Annotated in this window: 16 protein-coding genes; 8 read left to right on the top strand and 8 right to left on the bottom strand. The window is 53.1% G+C overall.

The features are described 5' to 3' along the window. Nucleotides 1-33: 33 nt before the first annotated feature. The 5 genes from IPM28_04310 to IPM28_04290 all read left to right on the top strand — a co-directional run bounded on the left by IPM28_04310 (nt 34) and on the right by IPM28_04290 (nt 5,284). Nucleotides 34-1,500, top strand: coding sequence for a hypothetical protein (locus IPM28_04310; protein ID MBK9172216.1), 1,467 nt, complete (start codon nt 34-36; stop codon nt 1,498-1,500). 6 nt (nt 1,501-1,506) lie between these two features. Next, on the top strand, nt 1,507-3,129 hold the full coding sequence (locus tag IPM28_04305) for an acyl-CoA carboxylase subunit beta (GenBank protein ID MBK9172215.1): 1,623 nt from the start codon (nt 1,507-1,509) through the stop codon (nt 3,127-3,129). 607 nt (nt 3,130-3,736) lie between these two features. Continuing rightward, a complete protein-coding gene (locus tag IPM28_04300) occupies nt 3,737-4,264 on the top strand; it encodes a DinB family protein (protein ID MBK9172214.1) in 528 nt (175 codons plus the stop codon). Nucleotides 4,265-4,293: 29 nt separating this feature from the next. Further along, nucleotides 4,294-4,614: a cupin domain-containing protein gene (locus IPM28_04295; GenBank protein ID MBK9172213.1), complete on the top strand. Its 321-nt coding sequence runs from the start codon at nt 4,294-4,296 to the stop codon at nt 4,612-4,614. 88 nt (nt 4,615-4,702) lie between these two features. Next, complete coding sequence (locus IPM28_04290) at nt 4,703-5,284, top strand: enoyl-CoA hydratase/isomerase family protein (GenBank protein MBK9172212.1); 582 nt, start codon at nt 4,703-4,705, stop codon at nt 5,282-5,284. Here IPM28_04290 and IPM28_04285 read toward each other — a convergent pair. Continuing rightward, nucleotides 5,277-6,224 carry a hypothetical protein gene (locus IPM28_04285; protein ID MBK9172211.1) on the bottom strand — a complete coding sequence of 316 codons (948 nt, stop codon included), beginning with the start codon at nt 6,222-6,224 and terminating at the stop codon, nt 5,277-5,279. The genes IPM28_04290 and IPM28_04285 overlap by 8 nt on opposite strands. Nucleotides 6,225-6,321: 97 nt before the next feature. Here IPM28_04285 and IPM28_04280 point away from each other — a divergent pair, with 97 nt between their 5' ends. The 3 genes from IPM28_04280 (at nt 6,322) to IPM28_04270 (ending at nt 8,298) form a co-directional block, all read left to right on the top strand. Further along, nucleotides 6,322-6,648, top strand: coding sequence for a hypothetical protein (locus IPM28_04280; protein ID MBK9172210.1), 327 nt, complete (start codon nt 6,322-6,324; stop codon nt 6,646-6,648). Between the two features lie 81 nt (nt 6,649-6,729). Next, complete coding sequence (locus tag IPM28_04275) at nt 6,730-7,485, top strand: enoyl-CoA hydratase/isomerase family protein (GenBank protein ID MBK9172209.1); 756 nt, start codon at nt 6,730-6,732, stop codon at nt 7,483-7,485. 6 nt (nt 7,486-7,491) lie between these two features. Beyond that, on the top strand, nt 7,492-8,298 hold the full coding sequence (locus tag IPM28_04270) for a hypothetical protein (protein ID MBK9172208.1): 807 nt from the start codon (nt 7,492-7,494) through the stop codon (nt 8,296-8,298). A 92-nt stretch (nt 8,299-8,390) separates the two neighbouring features. Here IPM28_04270 and IPM28_04265 read toward each other — a convergent pair whose 3' ends face one another. The 7 genes from IPM28_04265 to IPM28_04235 all read right to left on the bottom strand — a co-directional run bounded on the left by IPM28_04265 (nt 8,391) and on the right by IPM28_04235 (nt 13,129). Continuing rightward, nucleotides 8,391-8,576: a type II toxin-antitoxin system HicA family toxin gene (locus tag IPM28_04265; GenBank protein MBK9172207.1), complete on the bottom strand. Its 186-nt coding sequence runs from the start codon at nt 8,574-8,576 to the stop codon at nt 8,391-8,393. Further along, nucleotides 8,573-8,785: a type II toxin-antitoxin system HicB family antitoxin gene (locus tag IPM28_04260; protein ID MBK9172206.1), complete on the bottom strand. Its 213-nt coding sequence runs from the start codon at nt 8,783-8,785 to the stop codon at nt 8,573-8,575. Before IPM28_04260 ends, IPM28_04265 begins: the two co-directional genes overlap by 4 nt. 351 nt (nt 8,786-9,136) lie before the next feature. Next, entirely contained in the window at nt 9,137-9,967 is an 831-nt protein-coding gene (locus tag IPM28_04255) for a hypothetical protein (GenBank protein ID MBK9172205.1), read from the bottom strand. A 10-nt stretch (nt 9,968-9,977) separates the two neighbouring features. Continuing rightward, nucleotides 9,978-11,345, bottom strand: a complete 1,368-nt coding sequence (locus IPM28_04250; GenBank protein MBK9172204.1) for a DUF1446 domain-containing protein — start codon at nt 11,343-11,345, stop codon at nt 9,978-9,980. A 113-nt stretch (nt 11,346-11,458) separates the two neighbouring features. Beyond that, nucleotides 11,459-11,770, bottom strand: a complete 312-nt coding sequence (locus tag IPM28_04245) for a hypothetical protein (GenBank protein MBK9172203.1) — start codon at nt 11,768-11,770, stop codon at nt 11,459-11,461. A gap of 60 nt (nt 11,771-11,830) precedes the next feature. Continuing rightward, nucleotides 11,831-12,235 carry a cobalamin B12-binding domain-containing protein gene (locus IPM28_04240; GenBank protein ID MBK9172202.1) on the bottom strand — a complete coding sequence of 135 codons (405 nt, stop codon included), beginning with the start codon at nt 12,233-12,235 and terminating at the stop codon, nt 11,831-11,833. 51 nt (nt 12,236-12,286) lie between these two features. After that, nucleotides 12,287-13,129 carry a sterol desaturase family protein gene (locus IPM28_04235; GenBank protein ID MBK9172201.1) on the bottom strand — a complete coding sequence of 281 codons (843 nt, stop codon included), beginning with the start codon at nt 13,127-13,129 and terminating at the stop codon, nt 12,287-12,289. Between the last annotated feature and the right edge of the window lie 126 nt (nt 13,130-13,255).

Genomic DNA, 13,255 nt, shown 5'->3' with positions numbered 1-13,255 from the left:
GCGTCGCTACTGTCATTCACCGGGAGTTTTCAGATGTCGAAACTTTCATATTCACTCACCTTAGCTACTTTTCTGCTTGTTCTCGCAACTGCAGCGGGAGCACAAGCTCCGCAACGTCTTTTTGAGATCAGTTCGACGGCTGCGCCTGCGAAAGAAAGGTCCTCTCTCGCATCGGTTCGCGAGGCCGATATTTCTTTTGGGCCTGCGAGTTTAGCTGAAAGTGGCCGAGAGCGGATCGAAATATTGCTATTCGACGGAAAGGCCTATGAGGCCCGTCGCACGGACGTTGAGATACGGGCCATCGACGATTACACATGGCGCGGTTCGATCGAAGCGAAATCGTTCACAGGTGATGTTATTCTGACCTTTCGAAAGGGTTATGTGTCGGGCTTAATCTATTCACCCGAAGCGGTTTACGAGATCATTGCGAGAGGCTCAAGGCAAATACTTGTTGAGCTCGATCAGGCTCTGTTTCCGGAATGCGGAGGTGAGGTGCGAGTACCCGCGGACGAGATGAAACAAGAGGCCGCTCCGCAGGCAACGATCGATTCGGGCGATCGTATCGACGTCATGGTGGTTTACACGACCGCAACCAAGAATGCTGTCGGCGGCGACGCTCAGGCACAGACGCTTGCCCAACAGGCGATCGATGCGTCGAACACGGCATACATAAACAGCGGCGTTCGGCAGCGTCTGCGGATGGTTCATGCGACGGAATACGTTTTTGTAGAAACCGGTAACTCCAGTGCGGACCTTTCAACCCTTCGTAATAACGCCACGGTCCAGGCGCTGCGAAATACTCACAACGCAGACCTGGTAGCAATGATCGGGGAAGTATCGGACGTTTGCGGCATCGGCTATCTTTCAGGCACGCCAGGCGGCTCGGAGTTTGGATATACGATAACGGCGAGATCGTGTGCTGTCGGCAACCTCAGTTTCGCCCACGAACTCGGCCATAATATGGGCAGCCAGCACAACCCCGAGAACGGTTCAGGCGGTTTTGCTCCTTACAGCTACGGACATTATGTTAACGGCGTATTCAGAACCGTGATGTCCTATACCAATCCCTGCCCGAGCGGCTGCACGCGCCGACCCTATTTCTCGAACCCCGATGTCTATTACAACGGATTCGCAACAGGCATCTTTAACGCACGCGACAACGCCCGATCGCTTAACGAGACCGCCGATAATATGGCAAACTATCGCTATAGCGGTTCGAGCATTCAAATGACGAACCTGAACGGTTTTCGGGCGGAGATCCCAAGAGGTATCCGCCGCACCCTTCAATGGACATCGGATAACATCGCCGGGAATGTCAACATCCAGGTTTCGCGGGATGAGGGCCTTAGCTGGCAAACGATCGTTGCCGGCACGCCCAACGACGGGAGCGAACCGATCATCGTTTCGGGCCGTACGACGCGTCGGGCCCGGATTCGGATCGCGAGTGTAGCGGCACCGCACGTTACCGATTCGAGCAACTTTAATATCTATATTCGCTGATAAAGAATGCCCCTTAAGAAAAGCACCGGCCGGCTTGCCTCTCTCACCGAAGAATTCGAGCGCCTCGAGAAAAAGCTAAAGGTCGGAGGCGGCCCTGACAAGATCGAAAAGATCCACAGCCAGGGGAAACTCACCGCCCGGGAAAGGATCGACCTTCTGCTCGACATAGATTCGTTCTCGCAAGAGATCGGCCTGCTCGTCGCTTACGACGAATACAACGGTCAGGCCCCGGCTGCCGCGGTCGTAACGGTCGTTGGGAAGGTCCACGGCCGAGAATGCGTGATCGTGGCGAACGATGCAACGATCAAGGCCGGCGCATGGTATCCGGAAACGATAAGAAAGATCCTTCGTGCTCAAGAGATCGCGATGCGAAATCGCGTCCCGATCGTCTATTTGGTAGATTCGGCCGGGGTCAATCTGCCCTATCAGGGCGGCGTTTTTCCGGGTCAATACGGGGCGGCACGCATTTTTTATTACAACTCGATAATGCGGCGTTACCTAAAGGTCCCGCAGATATCGGCAGTGATGGGAATGTGCGTCGCCGGTGGTGCGTATCTACCCGCGCTTTCTGACGTGATCCTGATGGTCGAAGGAACATCGTTCATGGGCCTCGGCGGAGCGAACCTCGTGAAAGGTGCGACCGGACAGACCATCGACAATGAAACCCTCGGCGGAGCGATGACTCACAATGCGATCTCGGGCGTTGCGCATTACCGCACGAAAGACGAGAGTGAGTGTTTATCAAAGATCCGCGAGCTGATCTCAGGACTGCCCGCGAAGGAGACGACCCGCGTCAGCGTTACAGGCCCGATCGAAAGCAAGAGCTCATTCGCGGAGCTGTACGGCATTTTGCCCGAAGATCATAAAGCACCATACGATATGCGAAAGGTGCTCGACTGCTTTTTGGATGCCAATACGCTCGACGAATTCCAGGCTGATTTTGCGAAAGAGATGATCTGCGGTACGGCCCGTATCGGCGGCATCCTTGTTGGCGTCATCGCAAATTCACGCGGGATGTCAAAAGGCAAACAGGGAGCACCGCCCCGTTTCGGCGGTATCGTTTATACCGAATCGGCCGAAAAGACCGCATATTTCATTGAGAACTGCGACCGCCATTCGACCCCGCTGCTGTTTGTTCAGGACGTTTCGGGTTTCATGGTCGGAGCCGAAGCCGAGCATAGCGGCATCATTCGAGCCGGTGCACGATTCGTTGAGGCAATGGCGACCGCAAAGGTGCCGAAGCTCGTTTTGACCGTTAATCATGCCTCGGGGGCCGGTTATTACGCGATGGCCGGACAGGGCTTCGACCCGGACTTCATCTTCTCGCTGCCGACGGGCCGGATGGGTGTGATGGAAGGCGATTCGGCCGTTCAGGCGATCTTTGGCACACAACTCGAAAAGCTCAGAGCTGCGGGAGGATCGCCGTCGCCCGAACTCGAAGCTGAAATGCAAAAGGTCCGCGAAACGTATGACAAGGAACTTGATGCCAAGCACGCTGCGGCCCGCGGGCTTGTCGATGCGATCGTCACGCCCGAAAACCTCCGCTCATCGCTGATATTGGCACTAGAGACCTGCCTGAACACGTCTGAACCTCACATCGGTGCGTTCGTTCTTCCGGGTTCGTGTTGAAGCCTATTTTCATCGGTTCGGGCTGTGCCTTGGAGAAAAGTAGTTTTGCCCAATTTTGAAACTGCTTTCTTGCCAATATCCTGCCCAAAAGCCGAAACAGTGTATCATCAATAAGACAACTTGTCAATGAATTTCTGTTGCCCGATCGCGTTATGGCCCTGTGTTTACAGGCATTCGAGAAAATGGTGACGAACTGAGGAGCCTGTTTGTAAACGCCCATCGTGGGTCCATCGGGCGTATTCGCCGGCAGTCACGTGTAGGCACAATTCCGTTGGGTCACCGCGGCGGGTAATGGCCGTTCGAGGCTGTCGGCAATGGTGTTTGTCGCCTGCCTTCGTCGCCGCTAAGGCCGCCAGCCGATCCGGTCGACGATCAGCCTCGTCGTATCTATCGTCGGCAGCGTCCATCGCAACCGCACGTGCATACATCTTACAATATAGGGACGATCCCGAAGTTCTTCGGGCAATCGCGACGGATGGCGCGGTTCTCTGCGCTATGGCGTACAAATATCGTAGAATCTATGAGCTGAGAATGACCCAATTTCGGCGATCCGCGGAATGTCGGGAGTAGCTCTCGGATCGTATCCGCAGATCACCTCTAGAGGCTTATGAATACAGTATTTGAGATAGAGGAAGCGATCGCTATTTTAGCGGTAACGCCCGGAACCTTGAAAGCCTGGCTTGGCGGACTGCCGGACGTCTGGACGGCATCGAGTGGCGACGAGAACGACTGGAGACCATTCGATGTGGTAGGGCACCTGATCCACGGCGAAAGAACCGATTGGATCTCGCGTGCACGCATCGTCCTTGAACAGGGCGAAAATAGAACGTTTGAGCCCTTCGACCGGTTAGCGCAATTTGAACATTCGCGCGGAAAGACCCTCGAAGAACTGTTGGACGAATTTGAGCGGCTGCGCAGCGAAAATCTCCGCCTGCTCAGCTCATGGGAGCTTGGCGAAGAGCAGTTCGATCTTGTCGGGATGCACCCGGCACTCGGTCCGACGACGCTTCGACAACTGATCTCGACGTGGGCAGTTCACGACCTCAACCACATCAAACAGATCGCAGCATCGATGGCGAAACGTTACGATCGCGAGGTCGGGCCCTGGAAGGAATACCTTTCGATACTCAGATAGATCGCCGATAGATCTAGAGCACGAGGCAGATGATGAAATTCACGATAGAAGAACTTTTGTCGAGATTGCCGCTTCCTGCGAACGCCAAATGGAAAGACGGCGTTTGGGATCTTGAACCCTTTGAGAAGAAAGGGGTCCGGCTGGTCTTTTTTGCTCCTCGCGGAACCGATCATCAGACCGCGCACGACGAGGACGAATTTTACTTTATTGCGCGCGGGTCAGGCGAGATCGTGATCGGCGATGATCGACTAAATTGCACGGCCGGAGATGTATTTTTTGTAGACGCGGGTGTCGATCACCGGTTCGAGAACTTCTCTGATGACTTTGCGACATGGGCGATATTCTTCTGATCGCAGACCCGCCAAGCCGAGCGCCAATGCGATCCGCATGCGGTGAAGCAAGGCCAAAGAGGACGATCAGGCTGAATTGAAGTGAATTGTGACTGAACTCATCGAGATCGAAAACTGCGGAACAAGCGTCATCATCAGATTTGCTCGTCCCGAGATCCGAAGCCCGTTATCGGTCGCCGTGCTCGACGCGATCGAGAGGCTTATCGACAGGTTGGGTGATGAAGTGAAGAGATTGGTCTTCACGGGCGTTGGCGATGTATTCGCATCGGGCGCCGATCTTCGTGAGATTTCGGCATTAACGAAGGGGACGGCCCGGGATTTTGCACTACGCGGTCAAAAGTTGATGAACCGCATCGCAACGACCGAGCGTGAGACAACGGCTGCGATCAACGGTTTTTGTTTCGGCGGAGCTCTTGACCTTGCGCTTGCATGCGAGCGCAGGATCGCCTCACCCGAGGCGACGTTCTGTCATCCGGGTGCACGACTCGGGATCATCACAGGCTGGGGCGGAACACAGCGGCTGCCGCGGCTTATCGGCGAGGCGAACGCGTTGGAGATGTTCTTAACCGCGTCGCCCATTTCGGCGACCGAAGCACTGCGGATCGGCCTGGTCGATGAGATCGCGGCTGATCCGGTCCTGGCCGCTCTCGAAGTCGGTTCGGTCATTTGACGTCGGCTGATCGTACCTCGACGTCGGGCTTGGTGAATTTGGAATATTCGAAGGTAGCGGTCACATCCTTTACGGACGACCTGGATCTGCGGTCGATGCGGTACGAGGTATGAACGATGCTCGAAGGCGTAAGAACGCTGAATTCGCTCGAGCGATAGGTGAACTCGGTCCTTTCGGCAACAACGTCATCGACGAATTCGTCGGGCCTGACGGTCAGCTCGCGGACCTCGCGCCAGATCTGAAATGTTTCGGTATCGATCCAAAATGTTCCGCGGATACGCGCGTTGAGCGGCTTTTTTGAAGAGATGCCAAGTTCGTAGTCGAGTGCGGCCCGGCTCCGCATCACATTGTCGTTTTGATTGACGCGGATCGCAGGGCTGGGCTCTTTCTGGCGATACGAAATGATATAGACGCGACGTCCGGCATACCCCTCGATTCGGTCGAGACCGATCTCCAGCGAATCGCGGACGCTCGGCTGCAGCGGTACGGCCTGATAAAGCGTCAGGCCATTTATCTGTATCTCGTCGTCAAAACGCAGGCTTTCCTTTCGTATTCGTTCCAATTCCTTAGCGGACGATTCGCTGTCGACGATCTTCTCAAAAAAATCCTGAGCGCGTGCTTCGGCATTTTCGAGCGGCCGGCCATCGACCGCGATGACGTGTCTGTATTCGACGATCTCGCCGTCGCTTTTGCTGAGTTGATAGGCGATAAAGTTTGAAGTAACGATGCGGCGCTTTCTGACGGCGCCTGATTTGTCGAACACCTCAAAGGTCTTGGTCTCAACCGCGAGGAGATTTCGGAACGCCTCGATATATTCGGTCGAACGCTTTGCGGCCTCGGCGATGATGAATTCGACCTTTGCGGGTTCCTGCCCGATCGCTGACGCCGAAAGGCATAGTGCGAGCGAGATAACGATTATCGTAATGCGGAGTTTTAACATCAATTTCACAGATCAGACGCGACCTTTCTATTGAATCATATATTTGGTATTTTGGCGTTGGATATTTGATCGCCGCGAGATCAAGCCACAATCATTTATGAGATCAATACAGCTTAGAGAGATCGCTCACGCGCGTTCAGGCGACAAAGGCGACACGGCGAACGTCGGCATCATCGCCCTCAAACCCGAGTATTATCCGCTACTCGTCGAACACGTCACTGCCGAAGCCGTCAAACAGCATTTCGGTGCAATGGTCAAAGGCGAGGTCGAGCGTTTCGAACTGCCAAATCTCGGTGCCCTGAACTTCCTCCTCCACGGCAGCCTCGGCGGCGGCGGAACGCTTAGTCTGATGACCGACGCTCAAGGCAAGACGTTCTCGACAGCGTTGCTGCGGATGTATATTGAAGTGCCAGAAGCAGTTTAACCACGAAATTACACCAAAGAACACCAAAGAGAGTTGTTCTTAATTTGGTGTGGTTTCGTGCTATTTCGTGGTTCAATTTTTATGTCCGCTATCCTTATCGAATCTCAAGATACTATCCGCATCATCACGCTCGACCGTCCTGACAAGCGTAATGCGTTGAATGATGCGTTGATCGCGGAACTGAAAGACGCTTTGATCGCGGCGGACGCCGATGAATCGGTGCGGGCGATCGTTATTCGCGGTGCAGGCAAAGACTTTTGTTCAGGTGCTGATCTTTCGGCGTTGCAGAAGATCGCCAGTGCATCGCATGAAGAGAATCTTGAGGACGCGCGGTCGCTTGGGGAATTGTACAAACTGATCCGCCGCGTTCGTCAGCCTGTTATTGCTGCGGTAAAGGGCAGGGCTTTGGCGGGTGGTTTCGGGCTGGCGCTGGCGTGTGATGTGATCTTTGCGCACGACGAAGCCCGGTTTGGATTTCCCGAGGTCAAGATCGGATTCGTGCCGGCTATGGTCGCGGCCATTTTGCGTAGGAACATGACGGAGAAAGACGCATTTGCGACTCTCACGTTAGGGAACGAGATCACCGCCGCCGAACTTCGGGATCGCGGCATCGTCGAAGCTGTCATCCAAGGCGAAGACTTCGACGCCGAGATCATCGCGATCGCCAAACAGTACGAAAAACTCAGTGCCTCCGCCGTCCAAATGACCAAACGCCTGCTCTACGACATCGATGGACAGAATTTTGCCTCGGCTATCGACCAAGGTGCCAAAGTAAACGCCGAAGCCCGTATGACAGAAGATTGCCAGAAGGGAATTGCTAAGTTTTTGGAGAAGTAGAAATCAGTGGATGCACTTGAGCGAATTAATGATCTCTCGGCAGCGGATTGGATTCGCAAGAATATTGACTCGACAGATAACTTCGAGAGTCGTAGTGGCAACTACGTGACGCATTGCATTCCAAATCTTTTTGAATCGTATTGCAAGGTATTTCACAACATTTACGAGGATTTGTCGGTTGCTGATCACTCAATCACTTGGGATGAGATTAGTAAAAGAGAATCGGCAGATTTAGACGATCCCGTCGAAAAGCTTCTTCATGACGCGACCATGGTTTATGGTGGCGAGTTTGATCCCAACAACCTAAAACGTATTCGTTGGTCGGAATTGGCGGCAAGGTACGGTTTGCAGTTTCATCCTGAGTTGAATGTCGATTCGTTTAGCCGAAACTTTCCGACCCGAAGCTGGCCGCGCTATCTAATCGGGCCGGACGAAGGTATGCTGGACAATTTAACTTGTAAGGAAATCGTGCGATCAATCGCACTGGCAACTTCCGATTTCGATCTGTCTCAGCAGTGCTTTTTCCTATACGATCTTATTGCTACAACAAACTACGAATCGGATTTGTTATACAAAGGGTCGCTCAAAAGTGTTTTCGACACGCCTAAGCTTGAAGATGTTAGCGGAACACCAACGTATTGGTGGCCTGACGATAATAAATGGCTCGTTTGTACAGATTGGGATCTAACGTTTACACTTATCGGCGGTTCGGAGACATTCATCGCCAGCGTTATTTCTAACCCGGAGCTAGAATGCCTCCCTGTCGAACCTTCCAACCGCATCGACTACAAATCCGACAAAGTGAATTCGTAACACGCTTAAGGTGTCTTATTCTTCGAGGGTGACTAATATTCGCTCTTTTTCTTGAGGCCGAGGGCTTGGATCTCGTTTGATCTGTCGTCGAACTATGGTTTTGGTATGCCGAGATCTTTGCAGATCTTGAGAACTAGTTTGTCATTGATCTCGCGATGGCGTGGTACTGCTGTTCGTCGGTTTTGCTCGACATTGATCCACCAAGAATGGCGACCACCTTCGCGTAGGAACTGACATCCGTTGTCGTTGAGATGTTTCTCGAGGTCGCGGAGCTTCATGCAGCGATCAAAGCTTCTTCGAAGCCCACACCGGCCATCCTGCGAGCATCTTCGCGATTGAATTCGATCGCCTCGGCAAGCGTTACGCGGAGAGTTTCCAACAGTTCTTCACGAGTGGCTTCCTGACAATTGACGCCCGGCACTTCCTCGATCCAACCGATCCACCAATCACCGTCGTGTTTCACGACAGCCGTGTATTCGTTTTTCATACCAAGATTGTATATCGAGAAGCTTTGCTTAGTCTAGACTTTCTGGCCGCCGGCGGCGCTTGCTGTTTGGGGGCGACAACGGGCGTGTTTTAGCGTCTGCCAATCGCAAGTTCCTCCAAAATGTATTGTTGTACTGCTTGAGGAGAACACTGTAAGACCAAAATGGCTTTCTGTAAAGAGAAAATACATTCCCGCAGACCCGCACAACGCTCTTGTACAGCCTTACAACGTTCCTGTACGAGCGTGCGACGTTCTTGTTGGGCTGTGCAATGTTCCTGTGCGGGCATCCAACGTCGCTGAGGAGTCACCCAACGGAGTTGTGATGGGACTATCGTTTGTTGAGGACAGAGATTAGTGGATGAGACTTTTGGAATCGGGAACAGAACGACTCGTAACGCATTTCCGAATGATTCGGAGTAGTAGCTTAGCGGAGTCTTCAACCATTTGCGTTGTATCGCCTTTATGCTTCGCTCCATGAACCGCTTTCGACCTATGTCCATAAAGCTTTTTACAGTGATCAAAAACTTCCATTCGGCGCTTCTTACTTTGAGGCTCTAAAAACCGCGATATGTATAGGCTCAGTCTAAATACAATTTCACTGTCTACTTCGAACAATCCCTCGATCCCCGACCAAAGAATTGCGAGTCGGGGACGCGGATGAGTGTGCCATCGGTAGGAGGAAAGTGCCAGAACAGCGTTCTGAAATCGCCAATCATCGAGAAGATTCCTCGCAAAGCTGTAATGCGTCTCAACCCACTCCGTTTCCTTGTCCGTCAAGATCTTTGGTATGTTCAGTGAAAACCCGCGCAAATTATAGTTTGTGACCAGGAGTGAATCACCCTTTTTGAGTTCTTCTACTGGAGCGCTGGATTGCAGATTGCATTCAACTCCACAATCAAACAATGCTCCTAGGAGCATCCCATCCCATATAGCATTCCACGCCTTTACGGCGACCGACTTTGGATCGGCCGCTACCACATGAAGTTGACTATGGACAATCGGTAGGAAAATCTTGGCTACGGTATGCTCAAGTCCACGACTCGCCGCATCAATAATATACGCTTGCAGAATCGAGGCTTTTGCAGGCATTACGGTTAGTCCATCGCCAAGCTTGATCGACCGTTTCACACGAAGACCGTGAAGAAGTAAATATGTCTCTTTGCCATTACCACGAATCAACATTTGCTTGATCTTACGCCTCGATGATCTCGACTTTTGGGGTGATGAGCGTTTTCGGTATCAAGGCGGGGAAGTAGGCCATGATCTCTTCGACTTTGGGGCGGCCGCCGGCGAAGCCTGTGACGGCGGGCGGGCCGGTGAGGATGAGCGGGGCGATCTCTTTGGTAAAGCGTTCGACGTCGGCTTTGTTTTGGCCACGAACCCCAATACGCAACTGAACTTCAGGAATATCGGGCGAAGGCTCGCCTGCGAGATGGCCGTGAGTGGCGTTGACGCCGACGTATTCGGTCAGGATCACGTCGAATCGCAGGCCAAGGCGTTCGAGCCTTTCGCGAAGAATCTTGTCGGCGGCCCGGGCTTTTTCATATGCTTCGGGCCACGCGTAAACAAGCGTGCCGACCGATTTCCATCCTGCGGAATAAGCGATCGAGACCTTATAGAGATCGGTCTTCGGCGAACCTTTGATGCCGAATACACGAACGCGGTCCGGGCCGGCGTCCTCTAATTGTATCGACGAAAAATCGGCGACGACGTCGGGCGTAATATAGGCCTTCGGATCGCCCATTTCATAGAGCAGCTGTTCTTTGACCGACTGGACATTGACGCGGCCGCCGGTACCGTCGTGTTTGGTGACGACAAAAGTGCCGTCCGGCGAGGCCTCGACGATCGGAAAACCGACGTTCGCGAGATCGGGGATATTTTTCCAATCGTACTGACAGTTGCCGCCGCTGGCCTGTGCTCCGCATTCGATGATGTGGCCCGCGATGGTGCCGGCAGAGATACGATCCCAATCGTCGAACGTCCAACCGAATTCGTGCATCAACGGCGCAAGCGTCAGTCCGGTATCGGTGAGCCGCCCACCGACGACGATCTGTGCACCTCGGCCAAGGGCCTCGACCAATCCGCCCGCCCCGAGATAGACGTTCGCCGCCTGAACCCGGTCGAGTATGTCGGCCAGCGGTTCGCCGGTCTCCATATTGTTGATCTCAACGCCGTTGTCGATGAACTCGCTGAGACGCGGCAGAATGTCGTCGCCCGTTATTACGCCGATCTTCACCCTTCCGCCGAGGCCGAGGTCCTTCGCGGTCGCCTTTATCGCGTCGGCGCAGCCGTGAACATTCACGCCGCCGGCATTCGAGAGGACCTTGATGTCCTTTTCGACGCAATCGGGAAGTATCTCGTGCATCAGCGAAATGAAGTCGCGTGCATAGCCGGCATTCGGGTCACGCTGCCGCTGTTTCTGAACGATGCTCATCGTTACTTCGGCAAGGTAATCGAGCATCAGATAATCGATCGGGCCGTTTCGCACCTGATCGACCGGTGCGGTCAACAGATCGCCCCAAAAACCCTGTCCCGACGCAACTCTTACGGTCTCTTTCATTGCTTAGTATTAGAGATCAAAAACGACGGTCGGTCAAAGGAGAGCCGTATCGATGCAAACAAAAAGGCACCCCGTAAGGTGCCTTTTCTGAAATTATATCCCTAAGCTGAGGCCTAGTAGACCACCTTTTTCGTGCGGCTGACGACCTTTCGGCCTGTTTTGTAAGTCGTCTTGCCCGTCCATTTCATGCCCTGCCAGGTTTTCTTTGAAACCCATTTTGTGCCGGTCCATACCTGTGTGCCGACCCATTTGCCGCCGCGATAGACCCGACGAGTAAATCCGACCTTCCGTTTGCGCTTGACCGAGGTTTGAGCCTGGGCTGAAAACGAATCGCCCCCGCCGGTAACGGACGAGATCGAGCCGCTGATGAATGTTGCCGAGAGCAACAACGCAAATGCAAAGAATATAGTTGTGAACTTTTTCATTATAAAAACTCTCCCCTTGTTCGACTCAAAAATTGAAAACGGCATCAAGCAAAATTCGCCTTACGCCTCAATGTGCACGTGGTTTCGGATAAACGACACTATGTCCTCGGTCGATGTGCCGGGCAAAAACACCTCGGAGACGCCATTCGCCTTTAGATCCGCAATGTCCTCAGCCGGCACAATACCGCCGACGAGGATCAGGGTGTCGTCCATCCCGTTTGCCCGCATCAGGTCAACTATCCTCGGACAAAGCGTCTTATGAGCGCCGCTGAGGATCGAGATTCCAACGGCGTCGACGTCTTCCTGAAGGGCCGCGGTGGCGATCATCTCAGGTGTTTGACGCAAACCGGTATAGATGACTTCCATTCCGGCATCACGAAGTGCACGAGCGATCACCTTAGCTCCGCGATCATGTCCGTCGAGGCCCGGTTTGGCGACCAGAACCCGAATCTTTCGTTGATCCATAAGTACGAAGTATATTCGGTCGTACGAGTTTCGGGCAAGCGATGACGTAAATTAAGCGGCTGCATTGACTTTCGGGCGGTCATCGAAGTCCATGTTCGGCGAAGCAAAAATGCACTTCAGCTTCCCAGGCAATGTCTTTTTGGACCTCATCGCCTCGATCATCTCGAACCATCCGTGCAGATTCACCCAAAGCGGATTGTAACTGCGAATTGGCTTGATAATGCCGTAGCGCGGTTCTTCGGTCTCTTCAACGAACGTCCCGAACATACGGTCCCAGATTATCAATACGCCGGCGTAATTCCTGTCCAGATACGGATTATTGACACCGTGATGAACGCGATGATGAGACGGCGTGTTGAGGACGTATTCGAGCGGCCCGAGCCGATCGATCAAGCGGGTGTGAATCCAAAACTGGTAGATGAGGTTGAAGCCGTGCATGACGGCGAACATCCAGGGAGCGAAACCGAGGAGCATTATCGGGGCGTAAAAGACCCAATGCAGAAGACCGCTGAACCAGCTCTGGCGAACGGCAACGCTCAGATTATAGAATTCGCTTGAATGGTGGACGACGTGGAAATTCCAAAACAGCCGCGATTCATGGCTGATGCGATGAAACCAGTAATAAGCGAAATCATCTATAAAAAACAAAATTGCCCAAGACCACCATGCATCGGCCGGAAACTTGAATGGAGACAGTTCATAAGCAAAAAGGTATATTGACCCGATAAACACTCCGAAAAGCAGTCCGAACCCGACACTGACAAAACCGATGAAGATATTGTTCAGAGCGTCTTTCGTCTCGTAGACGTCCTTTCGCTTTCGGTGCGCATACCAGGCCTCGACACCGATCATTAGTGCGAAAAATGGGATTGCGATGACGGTCGGATTTAGCATTTTGCAGCTTTGCTAATTTTAATACTTTCTCCGGGTGAGCGAAAGGAATACTGATATTTATGTTCCTGAAGATCCGATAAAGGTTCTTTAGCAGCCGGGTCAGGTCTCGTGATAAAATGAGGTTTT

It is taken from the genome of Chloracidobacterium sp. (assembly GCA_016716305.1).
Classification (GTDB): Bacteria; Acidobacteriota; Blastocatellia; order Pyrinomonadales; family Pyrinomonadaceae; genus OLB17.
The sequence above is the reverse complement of the archived record's forward strand: the minus strand, read 5'-3'. Positions and strand labels throughout refer to the sequence as shown.